Here is a 21213-nt window from a genome sequence, read left to right on the forward strand (position 1 = left end):
GTGCACGCGGCGCCCGTGTGCCCGATCATGGCGGCATGTCCGCGCAACCGCACGACGCACTGCCGATCCGGCTCAACGTCGACGACAGCGACTCCCCGTCCGACGTCGTCGACGCGCTGTTCCTCGGTCGCTTCGCGACGGGCGAGCAGCCGTACTCGCACGCCGTCAACATCGACCGCGTACGCTCCGGCGCGACCCTGCTGCCCGCGAACGCGCGGGTGCTGCGGATCGCCAGGGACGACGACCGCAGCGCCACCCTGGCCGAGGGCGAGGGCTGGACGCTGCTGGTCTCCCGCTGGAACCGGGGGGCCGACGTCACGGTCACCGCGACCAGCGCCGACCTCGCCGCGAAGGTCCTGGACGAGGTCACCGACGGCGCGGCGGACGAGCCCGAACCGCAACCGGAGAACGTCACCATGGGCTTCTGGTACGTCTCCCCGCGGCGCGGCCCGCACCGCACCACCCGGCAGATCTCGGCGGGCACCTGGGAGGAGGTCCGCCCCAACTACACGGCGCCGGTGGCGGACGCGATGGACCGCCTGATGAAGACCACCCCCGAGGACATCTCGGGCCGGCTGCTCCTGCTGCACGGCCCGCCGGGCACCGGCAAGACCTCCGCGCTGCGCACGCTGGCCCGGTCCTGGCGGGACTGGTGCCAGGTGGACTGCGTGCTGGACCCCGAACGGCTCTTCGGTGACGTCGGTTATCTGATGGACATCGCGATCGGCGAGGAGGACGCGACGGGCAAGGGCCGCTGGCGGCTGCTGCTCCTGGAGGACTGCGACGAGCTGATCCGGGGCGAGGCCAAGCACACCGCAGGCCAGGCGCTGTCCCGGCTGCTGAACCTGACGGACGGTCTGCTCGGCCAGGGCCGCAACGTCCTGGTGGGCGTCACCACCAACGAGGACCTGGAGCGCCTGCACCCGGCCGTGGTCCGCCCCGGCCGCTGTCTCGCCCGGATCGAGGTGGGCCGGCTGACCCGCGCGGAGGCGGCGAACTGGCTGGGCACCGAGGAGGGCGTCGGCCGCGAAGGCGCGACCCTGGCCGAGCTGTACGCCCTGCGCCGGGGCACCTCCCCGACGTCCCTCCCGGAACCGCGGGGCGACGCGGACGCGGGCCTGTACCTGTAGGCACGGGGCACGGTGCCCCCCGGGGGCACGGGCGCGACCGGCCGCGGCGCACCCGCGCCCGGCGTCGAACCCCCGCCGCCACGGCGCTCACGCCCCGTAAGCCGCACGCAGCGCGTCCCGCACGGCGGCCAGCGCCTCCTCCTCACCGCGCCCCAGCCGCCGCGCCCTGGCGGCGAAGTCCTGCGCCGCGGACGCCAGCTCCCGCTCCGCCGCCGCACCCGCCGCGGCGATCAGCGTCCCGTTGCGTCCCCGCGTCTCGATCACCCCGTCCGCCTCCAGCGCCCGGTACGCCTTGGCCACCGTGTTCGCGGCGAGCCCGAGCGTCTCGGCCAGCCCCCGCACCGTCGGCAGCCTGTACCCCACGGGCAGCACCCCCGACCGCGCCTGCTCGGAGATCTGCGCCCGCACCTGCTCGTACGGGGGCGCGCCGTCGTCGATCCGGATCCTCAAGGTCACGGCCCGATTGTCGCGCACCCCGGCGGAAAAGGGGAGGCGCCCCGGGCGCCTCCCCCGTAACGTGCGCCTCCATGACAGTGACCGTCCGCGATCTCCGCCCCGACGCCCGCGCCGACCTCGAGGGTTTCGCCCGCGTCCGGCACGCCGCGCTGCCGTTCATTCTCGTCACCCCGGAGTCCCTGGCCCACGACCTGACCCGTCTGCACCCCGACGCCCACTACCGTCCCCTGGTCGCCGTGGCCGACGGCGAGGTGATCGGCACGGCACAGGTGCACCTGACCCACGAGAGCCCCGAGCCCGGCCAGGGCAACGTCAACGTGTACGTGCACCCCGGGCACACCCGCCGGGGCGCCGGGTCGCTGCTCGTGCGCGCGGCCGAGGAGCACCTGGCCGCGCACGGGGCGACCAGGCTGTTCGCCTGGGTGCTGGACGAGCCGGGCAACCGCGCCTTCGCGGAGGCGCACGGTTACCGGGCGAGCCGCTCCGCCCACTTCCTCCGCCTGGACCTGGCGAACGGCGCCCTCCCCCCGCCGCAGGACCCGCCGCCGGGCGTGGAGCTGCGCCCGGGCTCGGACTTCGCCGGCGACCCGCGCCCGTTGTTCGAGCTGGACGCGGAGACCACGGCGGACGAACCGAGCGACGTGGACACCGAGTTCACGGACTACGAGGCCTGGCTCGAGGAGACCTGGCGGCACCCCCTGTTCAGTCCCGGGCTGACCACGGTGGCGCTGGTCGACGGCCGTCCCGCCGCGTTCTCCGCGGCCCGCACGGACGGCGGCACCCGGTACGCCACGGTCATGACCGGCACCGCCCGCGCCCACCGGGGCCGGGGGCTGGCCAAGCTCGCCAAGAACGACTCCCTGCACCGCGCCCGCGCGGCCGGGTACACGGAGGCGTTCACGGGCAACGACACCGGGAACGGACCGATGATCGCGATCAACACGTGGTTCGGGTACGAGATCTGCGGAACGGAGGTGCGGTATGTCCGCGCACTCGGCTGACGGGCCGACGCGGGTGGAGGTCGTCCTCGTCAAGGCGGGACGGATGAAGATCCGCTATCAGGCCGAACTGCTCGCCGACGACGGCACCCGCGTCACCGTGCGCGCCCCCTGGGCGGGTGACGGCGTGCGCGACTTCGGCTTCGTCCGCTTCGAACCCGGTGACGTGTTCACGGAGCACTACTGGCGCGACCGGTGGTACTCGGTGAAGGAGGTCCGCACCGCCGGCGGCGCCCTCAAGGGCCATTACTGCGACATCACCCGGCCGGCCGAGCTCTCCGGCGGCCGGCTGGTGGTCGAGGACCTCGACCTGGACCTGTGGGTCTCCGCGGACGGCACGGACGTACGGCGGCTGGACGAGGACGAGTTCGCGGCGAGCGGCCTGCTCACCACGGATCCCGAGGCGGCGGCCGCCGCGGTGGCCGCCCTCGACGAGCTGGACGCCCGGGCCCGCGAGGGCGGGTTCGGCGCGCTGCTCGCCTGAGGGCGCCGGATCGGTCCGGGACCACCGCGTACCGCTCGCCGTCCACGTCCACCCGCCCGCCGGGCGGGGCCAGGAGGGCGGTGGGCCGGCCGGGCTCCACACGCCCTCCCTCGGCCGGCACGAGGCGGCCTCCCGGACGCGGCAGGTCCCACCGGTGCCGCGGCGCCCGCTCCTGACCAGGACGGCGTCGTAGCGCTCCACGCCGGCCGGCGGTGCCGTCGCGTCGCCGAGGAGGAACACGGCGTCGCGCCCGGCGGGCTTCTCCCGGGCGAGCGCCGCCATCGCCGGGGACCGGCCGACGCCGGTCACCCGGTGTCCCCGCCCGGCCGCGAGGAGGGGCAGGCTGCCGGCGCCGCAGCCGCGCCGCCCGTGGTCCGGCTCCTCGTCGAACGCGGCGGCCCGCGCGTCCCGGTCGGCACCGTCCGTGTCCGTGCCGTCGCCTTCGTGGGTCGTCACGGCCCCGGGGTGACACCCACCACTGACCACCGATCCGTGACAGCGGCCACAGACAGAACGGGACCGGTGAGGAACTCTCCCCCGAAAGGTCCGCCTCCGTGGGAGCACGGAACCCGGTGGACCCCGAAGGAGGCAGCCATGCGCCGTGTCACCGTGCGGAAGCCCCCGGGGAAGACGGACGTCCGCCGGATCCGCGAGGAGGCCGACGAGCGTCCCGCGGGACGGCCCGAGGTCCGCGAGGACATCGCCCGCACCTGGTGGCCCGACGGCTGACCGTCCGGGCACCCGCCCGATCCGGGCACCTACCTGATCCCAGCCTGAGCACTCCCTTAACGCGGCCATAAGGATCCCTCCCCGCGGCCTTCGACAGGCGATTTCGCCGGTTCAAGGGGCTAGTTTCTGAGCCACCCCCACGGGATTCACCACCCCTGCCCGATCCAGTGATCGCTGTCGAGGAGTTGCTGCCCCATGCCCGCACGCCGCAAGGCCGCTGTCGCCACCGCCGTCGGTCTCGTTCCGCTCGCCCTGACCGGGCTGTCCGCCGCGCCGGCGTCCGCGCACGGCTCGATGGGCGACCCGGTCAGCCGGGTCTCGCAGTGCTACGCCGAGGGCCCGGAGAGCCCGACGTCGGCGGCGTGCAAGGCGGCGGTCGCGGCCGGCGGCACCCAGGCGCTGTACGACTGGAACGGCATCCGCATCGGCGACGCCGGCGGACGCCACCAGGAGCTCATCCCCGACGGCAAGCTGTGCAGCGCCGGCAACGAGGCGTTCAAGGGGCTCGACCTGGCCCGCGCCGACTGGCCGGCGACGAGCGTGAGCAGCGGCCCGCACACCTTCAAGTACCGCGTGACCGCCCCGCACAAGGGGACCTTCAAGGTGTACATCACCAAGCCCGGCTACGACCCGTCGCAGCCGCTGGCCTGGGACGACCTGGACCTGGCGAATCCGGTGGCGACCTCCACCGACCCGGCCGCCTCGGGCGGCTTCTACACCTTCGCCGGCACCCTCCCCGAGCGCTCCGGCGCACAGCTGCTGTACGCGGTCTGGCAGCGGTCGGACAGCCCGGAGGCGTTCTACTCCTGCTCGGACGTCACGTTCGGCGGGTCCCAGACGGGCGGGGACCGGACGGGCGGGGACCAGACGGGCGGGAACGGGGCCGGCAGCGGCGATGAGGCCGCCGGACCGGGCGACACCCCGGAGGAGGCCGCCCCGGCGCCGACCGCCTCCGCCCCCTCCGAGGAGCAGATCGAGGCCGGTGCCGACAAGTCGACCATCGAGAACCACGGGCACGGCGACGACGACCCCCGCACCTCGGCGGAGCCGGCCGCGGCGGACGACGGCACCGCCCCGGAGGCCGCCGACGACGGCACCACCGGCAACCAGGTGAAGGCGGCGGGGTCGTCGCAGGACCTCGCGGAGACCGGCGGCGACGGCAACACCCCGTACCTGATGATCGGCGGCGCCGCGGCGCTGGCACTCGGCTCGGCGGCGCTGTTCGCCTCCGCGCGGCGGCGCACGGCGACCGGGCGGCACGGCCGCTGAAGGTGACCCGGGGCCCTGTCCGGCGGCTCAGGCCGGACGGGGCCCCGCTGCGCGCACCCGCGTGGACACGTGTCGGCCGAACGCGGAGGCACAGGTCGTGGGCGTGGCGCGGGCCGGGTCGAGGGCGTTGGCCACCTCATGGAAGACGCCCCGGTCGAATCACTCGTTTCCGGGGCAGCATCGCGTGATCTCCTTGCGGTACGGGGGGAAGGGCGGGGTCCTTGCGCCCCGCGATCCGGATCACGAGAATGCTGTTCACCCGTCAAGTCACGGGCGAGTAGAAAAGCCGGGAAGTTACGCGCCGGCAAGAACTTCCGGCGCCACCCGGCAGCACCGCGCCCGCACCTGACGGGACGTCACCAGACGGGACGGACCGGCCCGTCGGGCGCGACGCGCAGCAGCTTTCGCGCCAGCTCGCGCACCTCCGCCTCCCCCAGCACCTCACCCCAGGCCCGTACGGCCTCCGCCGCCGCCTCGTCGGCCGCCCGGGTGCAGGCCCACCCCGCCTCGGTCAGCACGACCAGCCGGGCCCGCGCGTCCCCCGGGTGCGGGCGCCGCTCGGCGTACCCCTTGCGCACCAGCTCGTCGACGAGCTGGCTCGCGGCCTGCTTGGTCACCCCGAGGTGGACCGCGAGGTCGGTGACCGTCGCGCCGTCCGGGGCGAGCCGGGCGAAGGCGAAACCGTGCGCGGGCCGCACCCCCTCGAAGCCGCGGGCGACCACCCCGTCATGGATGCGCCGGGTGAGCTCGCCGGCGGCGGCGAGCAGGGCGGCGGACAGGGCGGCGGCCTCGGAGTTCTGCACGAGGAGATTCAAGCACCTTGACGAAACAATCAAGTGGCTTGACCATATGGTCAAGTCACTTGACCACTTAAGGAGACCGTCATGCCCGTCGTCCGCCCGTCCGACGCCGTCGTCCACGAGATGCACGGCACCCGTTTCCTCTCGTACGCCGGCCCCTCGAGCGGCAGCAGGGAGCTGTGCGCCTGGCGGGGCGAGATCCCCGCCGGGACCAGGGCGCCCGCGCACACCGTCAGCCGGGAGGAGATCTTCCATCTGCTCGCCGGAGAACTGCTGATCACCCTCGACGGCACCGCTCACCGGGTCACCGCCGGCGACACGGTGATCGTCAACCCCGGCGCGACCCTCGCCGTCGAGAACCCGACCGCCGAGGTCGCCGTCTCCTGGGTCACCACGTCCCACGGCCTGGAGGCGACCCTGGCCGACGGCACGCGCGTGGTGCCGCCGTGGGCCGGCTGAGAACGGCCCGCCCCTCCGTGCGGAGGGGCGGGCCGTCGCAGGGGCGGGGTTCAGCCGATCCGGGTGCCGGTGGCCGAGAGGGCCTCCGTCACCGGCTGGAAGAAGGTCGTACCGCCCGAGGTGCAGTCGCCGCTGCCGCCGGAGGTGAGGCCGACCGCGCTGCTGCCCGAGAAGAGCGAGCCGCCGCTGTCGCCGGGCTCGGCGCAGACCGTGGTCTGGATCAGACCGTTGACGATGTCGCCGTTGCCGTAGTTCACGGTGGCGTCCAGACCGGTGACCGTGCCCGAGTGCACCTGGGTCGTGGAGCCGCTGCGGGTGACCCGCATGCCGACGGTGGCCTCGGCGGCGCCGGAGATCGCCTGCGTGGAGCCGTCGTAGAGGTTCACCTCGCTCGGGTGGGCGACGTCGGCGGTGTACTTGACCAGGCCGTAGTCGTCGCCGGGGAAGCTGGACGCCGCGTTCTCGCCGATCACGTCGCCCGAGGAGTCCGACCAGGTGGAGACCCCCTCGGTGCAGTGCCCGGCGGTGAGGAAGTGCGGCTCGCCGCCCTTGGTCACGTTGAAGCCGAGCGAGCAGCGTCCGCCGTTGCCGGTGATGGCGTCGCCGCCCGCCACGAAGGGTTTGTACTCGCCCTTGGTGCGCCGCAGTTCGGCCTTGGCGCCCAGCCCGTCGACGACCTTCGCCAGCTCGGCCCACTCGGCCTCGGAGACCGTGCGGTCCGCGGTGACGACGACCTTGTTGGCGGCCGGGTCTGTCACCCAGGCGGTGCCCGGGACGGCGGCGTCCCGCTCGAGGGTGGTGCGCGCGCTCCTCAGTTCGGCGAGGGAGTTCGCCACGACCCTCGCCCTGGCGCCGGCCGACTCGACGGTCTCGGCCGCCGCCTCGTCGAGCACGTTCACCACGAGGGACTTGCTCTTCGCGTCGTAGTACGTTCCCGCCGCGTCGGCGCCCAGGTCCCGGGCGAGCGTCGAGGCGAGCTTTCCGGCCGCTCCGGCCGAGAGGGTCCGGGGCGCGGAGTCCGCCGGGACCTCGCTGGCGTTCGCAGTCTGGAAGGTGACCGCGCCGGCGGTCAGTGCGGCGATGCCCGCACCCGCCATGACCGCACGTCGCCCGGGTATGCGTCGGTGCTTCAACTCACGTCCTCCTGTGGGGGGACGGCCCGGAAGGTTGTGGGGACCTCTCCGGGCCGGAAGGCGTACGGCTACGGGGGCAGAACACGAAAGAAGCCACGCCCGTGCCGGTCGAACGGCGCCCACTCTTCCGAATCCCGCGGGGGGCACACAAGGTCGACTTCAGGACGCGCGCACGGCAACGACCCGACGCCCTCTATGTCCTGACAGGTCATGGACACGCAGGACGGTTCGGACTGCAAACACTACGAGGGAGTAACCGGCGGCACGGTGCACGGGAGCCGTCCCTGGCTTGAATTCGACCCCCCATGGCTCTGCTCCCGGAGCGGCGCGACGGGCGGACGCTGCTCCTGCACCGGTTCCGGGACCGGCGGTGCGGGCTGCCGGACGCGGACGAGCCCCCGCACGCGGTCGCGTGCGGGGGCTCGTCGTGCTGCCGGCTGCGAGGTGGACCCGTGGGACCGGTGGTGCCGGCCGGTCCCGGGGTCCGTTCCTAGGTGAGGGTGACGCCGTAGGCGCTCAGGGCCTCCGTCACCGGCTGGAAGAAGGTCGTGCCGCCGGTGCGGCAGTTGCCGCTGCCTCCGGAGGTCAGACCGTACGCGGTGCCGTTGCTGCCGTAGAGCGAGCCGCCGGAGTCGCCGGGCTCGGCGCAGACCGTGGTCTGGATGAGGCCGGAGACGACGTCACCGCCGCCGTAGTTGACGGTGGCGTTCAGGGCGGTGACCCGGCCGCTGTGGGTGCCGGTGGTGGAACCGTCGCGGATGACGGTGGTGCCCACGCTCGGGGTGGCCGCACGGGTGATGTCCACGCCGTTCGCGGTGCCGGGCCGGCTGACGGACCCGGTGTACCGGACGATGCCGTAGTCGTTGCCCGGGAAGCTGGTGCCGGCGGTCGAACCGAGCACCGTGGTGCGGCTGGAGTTGCCGTACCAGGTACCCGCGCCCTCGGTGCAGTGACCGGCGGTCAGGAAGTAGTCGACTCCACTGCTGGAGCGGACGTTGAAGCCGAGGGAGCAGCGGCCGCTGCTCGAGTAGATCGCGTCGCCGCCCTGGATGAGCTTGCTGAACGTACCCGGGGTGCGCTTGACGGTGATCGCGTCGGCGTCGTCCCCGGCCTGCTGCTTGATCTTGTTGATCTCGGCCTGGGAGACGGTGCTGTCGACGGTGAGGAGCACCCGGTTGGTCTTGCTGTCGACGGCCCAGGCGGTGCCCGGGACGTCGGCCTTCAGCACCGAGCCGCTGACGCTCTTGAGCTCGGCGGAGCTGAAGGTGGTGGGGGTCTCGGCCGCGTTCGCGCTGGGGACCACGATCGCGGCAGCGGCCACGAGTCCGGCGGATATGGCGATCAGCCGAGTCCGTCTCGAGATGCCGCTGCGGGGGGTGGTGCGCTTGATCCTCACTTCTCGTTCCTCCACAAAGGAAGTAGGGGGCCCTCGTGGGGTTGCGGGCCCGGTGAGGCGCAGCCAGGGAGCCGGGTGCCCGGATTCCGAACACGCCGTGCCCCTGACAAGCGCTGTGGGCGAGTATTCGGCCGACCGACCGTTCGGCGCAAGGGTGTCTTTTGGACGTCAACCTTTGAACCGTCTAGGAGATTTGGTCCGGATGCGAGACCGCGTTACCAGTGGTCACACCCACAGCACGACCGGTCGAACAGCCGCACGGTGTCCGGAATTCGCCCCTCCGGATAATCGGCCCCCCCCCCGTCAGCAGTCGCAGCCGCAGTCGCAGCCGTCGCAGCAGCCGTCCTCACCGCAGCAGTTGCAGCACTCACAGCAGTTGCAGCAGTCGCCGCACCCGCTGCAGTCGCAGTTGGCGCAGGGCCCCTGCTTGGACTCGCGGGTCCAGGGGTCCTCGTAGGTGCCGCAGCACAGCTGGCAGGTGCAGGCGAGTCCCAGCCACACGGCGCAGCCGGCCAGCAGCCCGCGCCGGTCGCGGCGCGGCGGCTGGGGAGGCAGCGGGCCACCGGGAGCACCGGGCGGCGCGTAGGGGCCGGTTCCGTGGGCACAGGAGACCGTACCGAAGGCACGACGGACGGAGTTGGGCAATTCATGGACGAGCAGCCGGTGCGCGAGACCGCCGTCCTCGAACTCCACCTCGCGCAGGGCGAGCCGGATGCCGTGCACCGCGTCGTCGGCGAGCCGGCGGGCCTCCTCGAGCGGGGTTCCGGTGGCCGTGAGCGGGTTCCAGGCACCCGAGGCGGCGTCGGCCTCCCGGTCCTCCACGGCGTCCAGGAGGTGCGCGAGGCGCCCGAAGAGGCGTCCGGCCTCCGCGAGCGGTACGGCGTTGTGCGGTCGGCCGGCCAGCACCGCGGTGTGCGCGAAGGCCGCGGCCGTCGCGGTCTCGGTCGGCTCGGTGACGGTGAGGATCGGGGTGCCGGGCCCGGCGAGGGTCTCGATGCCGGTCTGCCGGTCCACGGCGTCGACGAGGACGGCGGTGTCGAACCCGACGGCCGAACCGCTCCGCGCCCCCGCCCGGTCCCAGCTCGCCGCGATCCGGCGCGCGGCGAGCGCGACCGGCCTGCGCGCCAGCATCCCGTCGCCGTCGGCGACATGGTCGCGCACCTTGGCGGAGGCGAGGACGAGGGAGACGGCCGCCGCGAGCCGCGCGCCCTCACCGTGCGCGACGGACGCGGTGCGCATGCCGCGCAGCGGACACGGCCCCGCGGTGCGCCGTCCCGCGGCCGGGCGTTCCGCCTGAGCCTCCGTCAGGACGGATATGAGGAGCCCGTCGTAGTTGGTGACGATCCGCGCGAGCTGCCCGTGGTCCCCGCGCAACGCGAGGCACAGCCCGCACAGATGGGCCATCCACTGGGCGGTGAGCTTCTCCCCGAGCCGGTGCCGACACGGCCTGACCATTCCGAACACGACATTCCCCCGTGCAGTTGTACGAAGTCGAGCGGCGGCATCGTATCGACCCGGTTGTTCACCCGTACGCACCCGTCCTCACCCGTACGCCGGGAAGAATCATATTTCACTCACAGTCAGCATCCGTTTACGCCAAGACCCTTGGGAAACCCGGACTCTCGACGGATCAGCTGTGCACCAGTACCGTCACAAACCCCCCGCGCGGCGTCTATCCACTTGGCGCGACGTCCGCATCATGGACGACCATAGGGATGCGGAAAGACAAGAAAGACCGCTGTGAGAGGAGGCGTCCATGGGATCGGTACGCAAGGCGAGTGCCTGGCTTGGCCTCGTCGACGACAACGAAGACGAGCGTTACTACGACGACGACTACTCCGACGGGACCGAGCCCGGCGAGGCCTGGGTCACCGATCCGCGGGTCAAGGTGGCCGCGGACGTCGCCGAGGAGAGGGGCCGCCGGATCGGCACGGTCACCCCGGACAGCTTCCGGGACGCCCGCGCCATCGGCGAGCTGTTCCGCGAGGGTGTTCCCGTCATCATGAACCTCACGGCCATGGACGCCGGTGACGCCAAGCGCGTCGTCGACTTCGCCGCGGGCCTGATCTTCGGTCTGCGCGGTTCCATCGAGCGGGTGTCCAGCCGGGTGTTCCTGCTCAGCCCGGCCGACACCGAGGTCGTCAGCGGTGAGCCGGCCGCGCACCGTTCGGACGGCTTCTTCAACCAGAGCTGAGGCGGGGCCGCACACCGGCCCTGCCTCCCCGGAGGCTCACCGGAAGGCGTCGATCCCGGTGAGCGCCTTGCCCAGCACGAGCTGGTGCATCTCGACGGTGCCCTCGTAGGTGAGCACCGATTCCAGGTTGGTCGCGTGCCGCATCACCGGGTACTCGAGCGAGATCCCGTTGGCGCCGAGGACCGTCCGCGCCGTGCGGCAGATGTCGATGGCCTCACGGACGTTGTTGAGCTTGCCGAAGCTGACCTGCTCCGGACGCAGGCGGCCGGCGTCCATGCGCCGCCCCAGGTGGTGGGCGAGCAGAATCCCCTTGTGCAGTTCGACCGCCATGTCGGCGAGCTTGGCCTGGGTGAGCTGGAACCCGCCGATGGGCCGCCCGAACTGCTCCCGCGACTTCGCGTGGTCGACCGCCGCCTCGAAGCAGCTCCGCGCGGCGCCCATCGCGCCCCAGACGATCCCGTACCGGGCGTGCGACAGACAGCTGAGCGGGCCCTTCAGGCCGGTCGCCCCGGGCAGCACGGCGTCGGCGGGCAGCCGCACGTCGTCGAGGACCAGCTCGCTGGTGACGGAGGCGCGCAGCGACCACTTGTGCTTGATCTCGGGCGCCGAGAACCCGGCGCTGTCGGTGGGCACCACGAAGCCGCGGATTCCGTCGTCGGTCCGCGCCCACACCACGGCGACACCGGCCACGGACCCGTTGGTGATCCACATCTTGCGCCCGTTGAGCACCCAGTCGGCGCCGTCCTTCTTGGCGTGCGTACGCATCGAGCCGGGGTCGGAGCCGACGTCGGGTTCGGTGAGCCCGAAGCAGCCGATGACCTCGCCGGACGCCATCCGGGGCAGCCACCGCCGCTTCTGCTCCTCGCTGCCGAAGCGGTGGAGGGCGTACATCGCGAGGGACCCCTGCACGGAGACCAGCGACCTGATCCCGGAGTCGGCCGCTTCCAGCTCCAGGCAGGCGAGTCCGTACTGGACGGCGCTCGCGCCCGCGCAGCCGTAGCCGTCCAGGGACATGCCGAGCGCGCCGATCCCGCCGAGCTCCCGGGCCAGCTCCCGGATGCCGGGCAGCTCACCCTTCTCGTACCAGTCGGCGACGTACGGGAGCACGCGGTCGGCGGCCCAGGCGCGCACGGTGTCCCGGACGGCCAGGTCCTCCGGCTCCAGCAGGTCGTCGAGGCCGAGGGGGTCGGCGGGGTCGAAGGGGGGCGGCTTCACGGACGCGGACATGAGGCATCCTCCGGGGCTGGTCCGGGACATCAACTAGCGCTGCCGGTCACGGCTCGGGGTGACGTTACGACGCGGTCTCCCGCACGTCCACCCGGCCGGGGCGGGGTACGGATCACACCTTCAGCCCGGAGACCCGGTGCTCCGCGGCCTCCCGCGGCGCGGGCACCCCAACGGCCGGCGGCTCGCACTGCATCCCCCGCGGCAGGCGCGACGCCATCACCGCGCCGAGCAGCAGCAGGCCCGCGCTCACCAGCAGGGTCACGTGCAGTCCGTGCACGAAGGAGTGGCGCGCCGCGTGGCGCAGGGCGCTCCCGGCGGGTCCGCCGAGCCGGTCGGCCATCTCGTATGCCTCCCCCAGCGAGTGCGAGGCGGCCGAGGACGCCGCCGCGGGCACCCCGGGTATGCCGGTGAGGCCGGGGGCGTAGGCCGCGTTCATCACGCTGCCGAGGAGCGCGATGCCCAGGCCCGCGCCCAGTTGGTAGGAGGTCTCGCCGATCGCGGCCGCTCCGCCGGCCCGGTCCGGCGGCGCCTCGCTGAGCATCGACTCGTAGGCCCCGAACAGGGTGGTCTCCAGGCCGAAGCCGAGCAGCACGAAACCGGTCAGCAGCAGCGGCCAGTCGTCCTGCCCGCCCATCGCGGTCAGGAGCACCACCGCGGCGGCCGTCAGGCAGAAGCCGGAGCAGACCATGCGGCGCGGGCCGAAGCGGCGCAGCATCCGCGCGCCCGCCAGGCCCGCCGCCATCGCCGCGATCGTCAGCGGCAGCAGGCGCAGCCCGGTCTCCAGCGGGGAGAGCCCGAGCACGAGCTGGAGGTACTGGGCCGCGATCAGCTCCAGGCCCACCAGGGCGAGCATCGCCAGCACGATGCAGCCCACCGACGTACTGAACGCCGGCCGGGCGAACATCCGCAGGTCGACCAGCGGATGCGCGCGGCGCCGCTGCCGGCGCACGAAGACGGTGAGCAGTCCGGCGCCCGCGAGCAGCGGCAGCACGGTCCACACACCGGGGTCACCGCCGCCGAGCCGCTTCACGCCGAGGACCACCGCGAACAGTCCGGCGGCGGCCGTCAGCGCGCCGGCCACGTCCCAGGGGCCGTCGTCGTCGCCCTTCGACTCGGGCAGCAGGAGCCGTCCGACCGGGAGGCTGACCAGCATCAGCGGGATGTTGACCAGGAACACCGAACCCCACCAGAAGTGCTCCAGCAGGAAGCCGCCGAGCAGCGGGCCGACCGCCGCGCCCACGGCGGCGACCGCGCTCCAGACGCCGATGGCCAGGGCACGCTCGCGCCGGTCCGGGAAGACCTGGCGCAGGATCGACAGCGTCGCCGGCATGATCATCGCGCCGCCGACACCGAGCAGCGCCCGCGCCGCGATCAGCACCTGGGCGTTGTCCGCCAGGGCCGCCATGCCGGAGGCGACGCCGAACAGGGCGTAGCCGAGCAGCAGGACGCGTCTGCGGCCGACCCGGTCGCCGAGGGTGCCGAAGAGGATGAGCAGCGAGGCGCAGACCAAGGGGTAGGCGTCGACGATCCAGAGCAGCTCCGTCGCGCCGGGCCGGAGGTCCTCGGTGACGGCGGGGACCGCGACGTGCAGCACGGTGGCGTCGACGGCGACCAGCAGCAGGCTGACGCAGAGGACGACGAGCACCACCCAGCGGTTGGCCCCGGCCCCGGCCGCCCGACGGCGCAGCGCGACGGCGGCCGTGGTCGTCCCGGACATGTACGTACCTCCCAGATGTTCCCTCGCGATCGGCGGGCTCACGGGGTCGGGACCCCCCGTGACTCGGCCGGAGAGGAGCGGTGGTCTCCGGCCTGCGCAGCGAACGGCGAGTGACACGTCAGAGTACGCGAGTGGGAGCCGGGATCGAGTGGCGGGCCTCTCACTGTTCCGGCAGATCGGTGTGGCATACACCACTTTCCTCGCCGGGGTCGCGCGCCCCGCCGAGCCGGCCGGTTCCGCGCCGGGTCGATAATCGGGCGCGTGAACGATCTCGACGCCCGCATCGCCCCGGCCCGCCCCGGAGCACTGCGCCGGGCCGCACCGGCGCTCCTCGGGTACGCCGCCGTGCGTGTCCTGGGGCTGGTCGTGCTGGCCCTGTGGAGCGGGGCGCGCGGCAAGGACGCGTACACCCTGCTGACCGCCCGCTGGGACTCGCTCTGGTACACGAGGGTCGCCGAGTCCGGGTACGGCTACGAGGTGCGGCTGCCGGGCGGTGACGTCCACTCCGACCTGGCGTTCTTCCCGCTGCTCCCGTGGCTGGAACGGCTGGCGGCGGCGGTGTCCCCGCTGTCGCACGCCGACGGGGGCTTCGTGGTGAGCCTGCTCGCCTCGCTCGCGGCGGCCTGGGGGATCTTCGCGGTGGCCGACCACGTGTACGGGCGCCGGGCCGGGGTGTGCGCGGTACTGCTGTGGGCGGTGCTGCCGGTCGGGATCGTGCAGTCGATGGCGTACAGCGAGTCCCTGTTCACCGCGCTCGCCGCGTGGTCGCTGTACGCCGTGCTCACGGGGCGCTGGGTGACCGCGGGCGTCCTGGCCGGCCTGGCGGGGCTGACCCGCCCGGTGGGCCTGGCGGTGGTCGCGGCGGTGTGGGCGGCGGGCGTCTCCTCGTTCCTGCGCGAACGCGCCCGCGCGCACGGACACGTCTTCGCGCGAGGCCGCTCCTCCCCCGCCCGGGACCGCACCTCTTTCGCGCGGGATCGCAGCGCGGCGCCGGAGGACGGCGCGCGGGCCGGGGAACGCGCCGGTGCTCCCGCGATCGTCCGGCGCGTCCCGGCGCCGGAGGGCGCTCCGCACCCGGTGGGCACCTCCGGCGTGCGCCTGCGCCGGGTGCTCGGCGCGCTCCTCGCGCCCCTCGGAGCCGCCGGTTACGTCCTGTGGGTCGGCCACCGGACCGGCGACGGTCCGCTGGGATATCTCGACGTGCAGGCCGGGTGGCGGAACGGCTTCGACGGGGGGTACGCCTTCGCCCGCTTCGTCGCCGCCATGTTCACGTCGTTCCCGTCCGCCCTGGCGGGTCTCGGACTGGTGGCCGGCGTCGGCCTCGTGGTGTGGCTCTACGTCGTCTGCGTGCGGCAGCGCCAGCCGCTCCCCCTGCTGGTGTACGCCGGGGTCGTCACCGCGCTCGCCCTGGGCGCGTCGAGCTACTTCGGCTCGAAACCGCGGCTGCTGCTGCCCGCCTTCCCCCTGCTGCTGCCCCTCGCCCTCACCCTGGCCCGGCTGCGTACGCCCAGGTCAGCGCCGATCGTGGGGGCGGTCGCGGCGGCCTCGGCGGCGTACGGGGCCTTCTGGCTGAACGGCTCCGGTCCCCCCTGACTCGCCCGGAGCGGGGATGAGCGCCGAGAAAATTCCGCGCCAGCCCCCGGTGAACGAATTCAAAAGCGCGATAAAACCCTCCTCCGGAATGATCAAAGGAATTGAAGTCCGCAGCATCCGGGGTTTGTGGATTCACCGGCGATAAACGTCTCCATGAGAGGAATGCCACATCACATCGTCATCACAAAGAGGCTGATTCGACGGGGTTCCGCACTCACTCGCTGTAACGTCGATTGGGTGCGTACCGAACGGAAGCCCACCCGTCTGGACCGGGTGTTCGCGAGGCTGGATCGTGAGCCGGAACGACCGGCTCACATCGGCGTGCCGCGAATGAGCCGGCACAGGGTGGTGCTGTTCGGCGCCGCCCTGGCCTTCTATCTGGCGATCGTGTGGGCCGTGCTGATCACCTCCTGGCTGGTCCGGCTGGACTGGCAGGTGATGTTCTTCCGCCCCTACCAGCAGTGGTCCGAGATCCACGCCTTCGTCGACTACTACGTGGTCCTCGGCCAGCGCGGCCCGACGGCGGTGATGGTGGCGGCCTGGCTGGGCTGGCGCTCCTGGCGGCAGCACACCCTGCGCCCGCTGCTCGCCCTCGGCGTCTCCCTGCTGCTGCTCAATGTCACCGTGGGTGCCGCGAAGTACGGCATGGGGCGCCTCGGGCCGCACTACGCGACCGAGATCGGCTCGAACGAGATGTGGCTCGGCGGCGACATATTTCCCAGCGGGCACACCGCCAACGCCGTGGTGACCTGGGGAATCCTGGCCTATCTGGCCTCCACCCCGAGAGCCCGCCGCTGGCTGTCCGCCCTGTCGGCCGTGACCTCGCTCGGTGTCGGACTGTCCACCGTCTACATCGGGACCCACTGGCTGAGCGATGTGCTCCTGGGCTGGGTCGCGGGCCTGCTGATCCTGCTGGCGCTGCCCTGGTTCGAGCCGGTGATCGCCCGCGCGGAGACGCGGATCTTCGACCTGCGCACCCGCTGGCGGAACCGTCGGGGAGAGACGGCGGAGGCCGGCCCGCTCGGGCGGCCCGTCATGCTCAAGCCGTTCACCGACCGCGCGGACACGGCCCCCGAGCCGGTCCCCACGGGCCGTCCGGCCTCCCGGTCGCCCGCCTATCTGGCGCCCGGGCCGCACACGACCCGCGCGGAGCGTTCCCCGGTCACCCCGGCGGGCAGCCGCCGCCCGCCGTACGCGGAGCGCCACCCGCGCGGTACGACGTCGGCGACCCGTCCCTGACGGACGTCACGCCACGGCCCCGGTCCCGGCGAGGGAACCGGGGCCGTCGCCGTGTGTCAGCCCTTCCAGGCGCGCGCCACCAGACCGTCCCGCACCTCGAAGTTCAGCCGGCCCGTGCGGTACTCCATGGTGATGATCGCCCCGGGGGGCAGCGCCCGCACCGTCGACCAGCCGCGCTCGCGCGCGAGGCGCTCGGCCCGGTCCGCCGCGAGGCCGACGTAGGCGTCCGGACTGTCGTGGGGTTCCGCGGAGGGTGTCGGAATGGGTGCCATGCGGCCACGCTATGCCCTGGCCCGGAAGCGGGGAAGCCGGAGGCCCGAACACCGGTCCGGATCCCCCGGCTGTCACGCTTCTGTCACAGGATCACGACAGACGTCCGTGACGGCGGCCGTCACCCGAACGGACGCATGGGTACGCCTTCCGCGGGTATTCGAACTCAATTCCCGCGTGTCACACCACAGGCTCGATTAACTCCGGCGGAAAGTTCCGGGGGAAGCGCTCCCGGGCCCCATTCCTTTTCCGCTTCCACCGCCACGCACGTCCACGCGGGCCGGCGCGCACAGAAAATACGCGTTTCCGCCACACGATCCGCCACGCCCTCTGTCGGGGACCGGCAGGGGCGAGCATCATGGCGTGGGCCCGGGGGAACATGTGGCGCGGGCTCCCGGCGGGCCCGGCGTGCGAAAAGCGAAGGGGCGAGCGATGGGGACGCAGACCGTCCGGGCGGCGCCGCGGCCGGCGCACGGGCCGCGGCGCGGGCGGCTGGTGATCGACTGGCTGACCACCACCGACCACAAGAAGATCGGCCACCTCTACCTGATCACGTCGTTCGTGTTCTTCCTGATCGCCGGCGTGATGGCGCTGCTGATGCGCGCCGAACTGGCCCGGCCCGGGCTGCAGCTCGTCGACAACCAGCAGTTCAACCAGATGTTCACCCTGCACGGCACGATCATGCTGCTGCTGTTCGCGACCCCCAGCTTCGCGGGGTTCGCCAACGAGCTGATGCCGCTGCAGATCGGGGCGCCCGACGTGGCCTTCCCGCGGCTGAACATGTTCTCGTACTGGCTGTTCCTCTTCGGCGGTCTGATCGTGCTCGGTTCGCTGCTGGTGACCGGGGGTCCGCCGGCCTTCGGCTGGTTCGCCTACGCGCCGCTGAACAGCATGCAGTACTCCCCCGGCCCGGGCCCGGACCTGTGGATCATGGGCCTCGCGCTGTCCGGCTTCGGCACCATCCTCGGCGCGGTCAACTTCATCGCCACCATCGTCGGGATGCGCGCCCCCGGGATGACGATGTTCCGGATGCCCCTGTTCACCTGGAACACGCTGTTCACGTCGATCCTGATCCTGCTGGCGTTCCCGGTGCTCGCGGCGGCGCTGCTGGTGCTGGAGGCGGACCGGCGGTTCGGCTCGCAGGTCTTCGAGGCCGCCCACGGCGGGGCGATCCTGTGGCAGCACCTGTTCTGGTTCTTCGGTCATCCCGAGGTCTACATCATCGCGCTGCCGTTCTTCGGCATCGTCACGGAGATCATCCCGGTCTTCAGCCGCAAGCCGCTGTTCGGCTATCTGACGCTGGTCGGCGCCACCATGGCCATCACGGGCCTGTCCGTCGTGGTGTGGGCGCACCACATGTTCGCCACCGGCGCGGTGCTGCTGCCGTTCTTCTCCTTCATGAGCTTCCTGATCGCGGTACCGACGGGCGTGAAGTTCTTCAACTGGACCGGCACCATGATCAAGGGGTCGCTCTCCTTCGAGACGCCGATGCTGTGGGCGACCGGGTTCCTGGTGTCGTTCCTGTTCGGCGGGCTGACCGGGGTGCTGCTGGCGTCGCCGCCGCTGGACTTCCACGTGACGGACTCGTACTTCGTCGTCGCGCACTTCCACTACGTGGTCTTCGGCACCGTCGTCTTCGCGACCTTCGCCGGCTTCTACTTCTGGTGGCCCAAGTTCACCGGGAAGATGCTCGACGAACGGCTCGGCAAGATCCAGTTCTGGACGCTGTTCGTCGGCTTCCACACCACGTTCCTGGTGCAGCACTGGCTGGGCGCCGAGGGCATGCCGCGCCGGTACGCCGACTATCTGGCGGCGGACGGCTTCACCGCGCTGAACACCGTCTCCACCGTCGGCGCCTTCCTGCTCGGCATGTCCACGCTGCCGTTCCTCTACAACGTCTGGAAGACCGCCAGGTACGGCGAGAAGGTCGAGGTCGACGACCCCTGGGGCTTCGGGCGCTCCCTGGAGTGGGCGACCTCGTGTCCGCCGCCCCGGCACAACTTCACGACGCTGCCCCGGATCCGTTCGGAGTCGCCGGCGTTCGACATGAACCATCCGGAGTACGCGGCCGTGACGTCCCAGCCCGAGCCGGAGAGCGAGCAGGCCGGCTCCGAGCCGCGCTGACCGCGTCGGTCGGCCGGGCGCGGCAGGCGTGCCGCGGTGTCCACCGCGCGGGCGGGCCCGCCGGCCGTCGCGGACGGTCGCCGTCCCGAGGGGGAGGCGTCAGGGCTCGTAGGCCAGTCGCGGCACCGTGAAGCAGGTGCGGTTCATGTCGCCCTGCGACACCCAGCCCTCGCCGTCCCGCCAGCGGGCCACGGACAGACAGGTCCGGCCGGCGGCCGGCGGCTCGGGCGACGGCCGGAACGAGACGGGCAGCAGCAGCCCGCCCGCGGTGTAGTCCCGGGCGCGGCCGACATGGGCGTCGACGCACGCGCGCGTGATGCCGGTACGGGCGCAGGACTCCGCCGCGTCGGTGAACCAGCGGGCGGCGGCCCAGCCCTCCAGCTGCCACTGGGAGTGCGTCTCCAGGCCCTCGGTGGCGTCCCGGAAGGCGCGTACGGCCGGATGGCCGGTGTCCTCGTGGTTGCGGCTGGAACCGGTCGCCCACAGGGCGTTGCGGCAGCGCGGGGCCTCCTTGTACTCCTCGGCGACGGTGGACGTCCAGTTCTGCACGTGGGTGACCTTGGCGGTGACCTGTGCGCCGACGTCGTCCATGGCCCGGCACAGGCGGGCGTTGCCGTGGCCGTCGATGGCGTCGAGGACCAGGTCGGCGCCCTGCTGCTTCAGGTCAGCGGCCACCGCGCGGAAGTTGGGCAGCGCGAAGTCGACCTGCTCGGTGACCACCTTGTAGCCCTCGGTCCTCAGGCCCCGTTCGACGAGCCGCGCGTAGGCGGCGGACGCGGCCTGGTTGTAGGAGACGACGGCGGCGGTGCGGGCGCCGTGCTCGCGCTTGAAGTAGCGGTAGACCTCGGTGCCGCCGTACAGCTTGCCGTCCCAGCCGGGCGTGCCGTTCCTGGGCGCCTCGCTGCCGTGGATGCCGTAGAGGTGCGGGTAGGTGTCGTAGGCGGCGCCGATGGGCTGGCCGCCGACGTCGGGCACGCCCGCGCGGGAGACGCGGGGGGCGCCCGCGTAGTCCAGGGCGGCGGTGGCGACCAGGGCGACGACCTTCTCCTCGTCGATCAGCTCGTGCACGCACTCGTTGTTGCCGGCGCCGCTGCCGCCGTCGTCGCACAGCCGTACCTCGACGCGCCGGCCGTCGACGCCGCCGCGCGCGTTGAGCCGGTCGAACCAGGCCTTCGCGCCGTCGCGCGGGCCGGTGAGGGCGCTGCCTCCGACCGGGCCGGTGGCGCTGGTGACGATGCCGACGCGGATCGGCTCGCCGGCGCTCCGGGCGGGTGCGGGCGAGCGGTCGTCGTGCTCGAAGTCGCTCTCCGGCAGCCGGCTGCCGCAGGCCGCGGTCAGGGCGAGGAGCGCGGCCGCGGCGAGGGCCTCAGCAGCCCGGAACGTCCGGTGGCGAGCCATCGCCGCTCAGCTGCACCAGCGCGCACAGGGACTTGGCCGACACCTTCCAGGTGCCGCCGTCGTCGACGGACGTTCCGGAGGCGTCCGGGAGGGCGGTGGCGCCCCTGAGGGTGACCGCGAACTTCACGTCCGCCTCGGTCGGCGAGGTGAACGTGACGTCGGTGACCTTCGCCTGGACCTGTCCGACGCGGTTGTCACCGCTGAACGCCTCGAGCACCGGGCCCAGCAGTTCGCCGTTCTGCAGGAGCTTCTTCTTCTCGTCCACCGGGGTCCCGGGGTCGAAGAACTTCTCCCAGTTCTGCCGGATCTCCCGCTCGGCCGCCCCCGGGTCCGCGGGCGCGCTGACCGGTGCGCTCGTCGTGCCGTCCGCCGACGAGGCGGGGGACGGGCTGTCGCCGCCACCGCCGCCGTCGCCGCACGCCGCGAGCCCCGGCGCGAGGACCAGGAACAGCGCCGCGGTCAGCGCCGTGCTCCGTCCCGCCGTCCGTGTGTTCCCCCGCCCGATGCCACTGCCGAGAACCATCTGGCTCACCAATCGGGTGTCGGTCCGGACCATGCGCGCCCGGTGCTTTCAGGGTCGGCCCCCAGGGGGCATAG

General features: G+C 72.8%; 20 protein-coding genes and 1 pseudogene. 10 read left to right on the top strand and 11 right to left on the bottom strand.

Going from position 1 to position 21213, the window contains the following annotated elements; translation table 11 throughout:
• Positions 1 to 35 precede the first annotated feature (35 nt).
• Positions 36 to 1130: a DUF5925 domain-containing protein gene (locus ACZ8ZB_RS07345; RefSeq protein WP_470736882.1), complete on the top strand. Its 1095-nt coding sequence runs from the start codon at positions 36 to 38 to the stop codon at positions 1128 to 1130.
• Positions 1131 to 1217: 87 nt separating this feature from the next.
• On the opposite strand, the gene ACZ8ZB_RS07350 is transcribed toward ACZ8ZB_RS07345, so the two are convergent.
• Positions 1218 to 1586 (bottom strand): GntR family transcriptional regulator, encoded by a 369-nt coding sequence (locus ACZ8ZB_RS07350; protein WP_470736883.1) that lies wholly within the window; start codon positions 1584 to 1586, stop codon positions 1218 to 1220.
• Between the two features lie 71 nt (positions 1587 to 1657).
• Between ACZ8ZB_RS07350 and ACZ8ZB_RS07355 the strand changes: the two genes are divergently transcribed.
• Together ACZ8ZB_RS07355 and ACZ8ZB_RS07360 are read left to right on the top strand one after the other, a co-directional pair.
• Positions 1658 to 2587: a GNAT family N-acetyltransferase gene (locus tag ACZ8ZB_RS07355; RefSeq protein ID WP_470736884.1), complete on the top strand. Its 930-nt coding sequence runs from the start codon at positions 1658 to 1660 to the stop codon at positions 2585 to 2587.
• Positions 2568 to 3068, top strand: coding sequence for a ribonuclease FAU-1 family protein (locus ACZ8ZB_RS07360; protein ID WP_470736885.1), 501 nt, complete (start codon positions 2568 to 2570; stop codon positions 3066 to 3068). The genes ACZ8ZB_RS07355 and ACZ8ZB_RS07360 overlap by 20 nt, the downstream gene beginning before the upstream one ends.
• Before the next feature lie 19 nt (positions 3069 to 3087).
• Here the strand turns inward: ACZ8ZB_RS07360 and ACZ8ZB_RS07365 are convergent.
• Positions 3088 to 3524: pseudogene (locus tag ACZ8ZB_RS07365) on the bottom strand (class I SAM-dependent methyltransferase); the annotation flags it as partial.
• A 138-nt stretch (positions 3525 to 3662) separates the two neighbouring features.
• Between ACZ8ZB_RS07365 and ACZ8ZB_RS07370 the strand changes: the two are divergent.
• Complete coding sequence (locus tag ACZ8ZB_RS07370; protein WP_470736886.1) at positions 3663 to 3797, top strand: hypothetical protein; 135 nt, start codon at positions 3663 to 3665, stop codon at positions 3795 to 3797.
• 195 nt (positions 3798 to 3992) lie between these two features.
• Positions 3993 to 5066: a lytic polysaccharide monooxygenase auxiliary activity family 9 protein gene (locus ACZ8ZB_RS07375; RefSeq protein ID WP_470736887.1), complete on the top strand. Its 1074-nt coding sequence runs from the start codon at positions 3993 to 3995 to the stop codon at positions 5064 to 5066.
• 356 nt (positions 5067 to 5422) lie between these two features.
• Here the strand turns inward: ACZ8ZB_RS07375 and ACZ8ZB_RS07380 are convergent, their stop codons facing one another.
• Entirely contained in the window at positions 5423 to 5869 is a 447-nt protein-coding gene (locus tag ACZ8ZB_RS07380) for a MarR family winged helix-turn-helix transcriptional regulator (RefSeq protein ID WP_470736888.1), read from the bottom strand.
• Positions 5870 to 5950: 81 nt separating this feature from the next.
• Here ACZ8ZB_RS07380 and ACZ8ZB_RS07385 point away from each other — a divergent pair, with 81 nt between their 5' ends.
• Positions 5951 to 6325 carry a cupin domain-containing protein gene (locus tag ACZ8ZB_RS07385; protein WP_470736889.1) on the top strand — a complete coding sequence of 125 codons (375 nt, stop codon included), beginning with the start codon at positions 5951 to 5953 and terminating at the stop codon, positions 6323 to 6325.
• Between the two features lie 50 nt (positions 6326 to 6375).
• Here the strand turns inward: ACZ8ZB_RS07385 and ACZ8ZB_RS07390 are convergent, their stop codons facing one another.
• From ACZ8ZB_RS07390 to ACZ8ZB_RS07400, 3 genes are all read right to left on the bottom strand, one after another.
• The gene (locus tag ACZ8ZB_RS07390; RefSeq protein WP_470736890.1) at positions 6376 to 7458 is read right to left on the bottom strand and encodes a S1 family peptidase; all 1083 of its coding nucleotides are present in this window, start codon (positions 7456 to 7458) and stop codon (positions 6376 to 6378) included.
• Positions 7459 to 7948: 490 nt separating this feature from the next.
• The gene (locus tag ACZ8ZB_RS07395) at positions 7949 to 8854 is read right to left on the bottom strand and encodes a S1 family peptidase (RefSeq protein ID WP_470736891.1); all 906 of its coding nucleotides are present in this window, start codon (positions 8852 to 8854) and stop codon (positions 7949 to 7951) included.
• Positions 8855 to 9157: 303 nt separating this feature from the next.
• Positions 9158 to 10309 (bottom strand): DUF5685 family protein, encoded by a 1152-nt coding sequence (locus ACZ8ZB_RS07400; RefSeq protein ID WP_470736892.1) that lies wholly within the window; start codon positions 10307 to 10309, stop codon positions 9158 to 9160.
• A 301-nt stretch (positions 10310 to 10610) separates the two neighbouring features.
• On the opposite strand from ACZ8ZB_RS07400, the gene ACZ8ZB_RS07405 reads away from it, so the two are divergent.
• Positions 10611 to 11048, top strand: a complete 438-nt coding sequence (locus ACZ8ZB_RS07405) for a cell division protein SepF (protein WP_470736893.1) — start codon at positions 10611 to 10613, stop codon at positions 11046 to 11048.
• Positions 11049 to 11084: 36 nt separating this feature from the next.
• Here ACZ8ZB_RS07405 and ACZ8ZB_RS07410 read toward each other — a convergent pair whose 3' ends face one another.
• The gene (locus tag ACZ8ZB_RS07410; protein WP_470736894.1) at positions 11085 to 12275 is read right to left on the bottom strand and encodes an acyl-CoA dehydrogenase family protein; all 1191 of its coding nucleotides are present in this window, start codon (positions 12273 to 12275) and stop codon (positions 11085 to 11087) included.
• Positions 12276 to 12387: 112 nt separating this feature from the next.
• Entirely contained in the window at positions 12388 to 13992 is a 1605-nt protein-coding gene (locus ACZ8ZB_RS07415) for an MFS transporter (protein WP_470736895.1), read from the bottom strand.
• A 261-nt stretch (positions 13993 to 14253) separates the two neighbouring features.
• Here ACZ8ZB_RS07415 and ACZ8ZB_RS07420 point away from each other — a divergent pair, with 261 nt between their 5' ends.
• Both ACZ8ZB_RS07420 and ACZ8ZB_RS07425 read left to right on the top strand, forming a co-directional pair.
• The gene (locus tag ACZ8ZB_RS07420; RefSeq protein ID WP_470736896.1) at positions 14254 to 15585 is read left to right on the top strand and encodes a glycosyltransferase family 39 protein; all 1332 of its coding nucleotides are present in this window, start codon (positions 14254 to 14256) and stop codon (positions 15583 to 15585) included.
• Between the two features lie 237 nt (positions 15586 to 15822).
• The gene (locus ACZ8ZB_RS07425) at positions 15823 to 16824 is read left to right on the top strand and encodes a phosphatase PAP2 family protein (RefSeq protein WP_470736897.1); all 1002 of its coding nucleotides are present in this window, start codon (positions 15823 to 15825) and stop codon (positions 16822 to 16824) included.
• Between the two features lie 56 nt (positions 16825 to 16880).
• Here ACZ8ZB_RS07425 and ACZ8ZB_RS07430 read toward each other — a convergent pair whose 3' ends face one another.
• Positions 16881 to 17096: an I78 family peptidase inhibitor gene (locus ACZ8ZB_RS07430; RefSeq protein WP_470736898.1), complete on the bottom strand. Its 216-nt coding sequence runs from the start codon at positions 17094 to 17096 to the stop codon at positions 16881 to 16883.
• 430 nt (positions 17097 to 17526) lie between these two features.
• Between ACZ8ZB_RS07430 and ctaD the strand changes: the two genes are divergently transcribed.
• Positions 17527 to 19218, top strand: coding sequence for an aa3-type cytochrome oxidase subunit I (ctaD, locus tag ACZ8ZB_RS07435; RefSeq protein WP_470736899.1), 1692 nt, complete (start codon positions 17527 to 17529; stop codon positions 19216 to 19218).
• 99 nt (positions 19219 to 19317) lie between these two features.
• Here ctaD and ACZ8ZB_RS07440 read toward each other — a convergent pair whose 3' ends face one another.
• Entirely contained in the window at positions 19318 to 20616 is a 1299-nt protein-coding gene (locus ACZ8ZB_RS07440; RefSeq protein WP_470736900.1) for an ABC transporter substrate-binding protein, read from the bottom strand.
• Positions 20585 to 21139 (bottom strand): MTB12 C-terminal domain-containing protein, encoded by a 555-nt coding sequence (locus ACZ8ZB_RS07445; RefSeq protein WP_470741439.1) that lies wholly within the window; start codon positions 21137 to 21139, stop codon positions 20585 to 20587. The genes ACZ8ZB_RS07440 and ACZ8ZB_RS07445 overlap by 32 nt, the downstream gene beginning before the upstream one ends.
• Between the last annotated feature and the right edge of the window lie 74 nt (positions 21140 to 21213).

It is taken from the genome of Streptomyces sp. 12E (genome assembly GCF_055633275.1).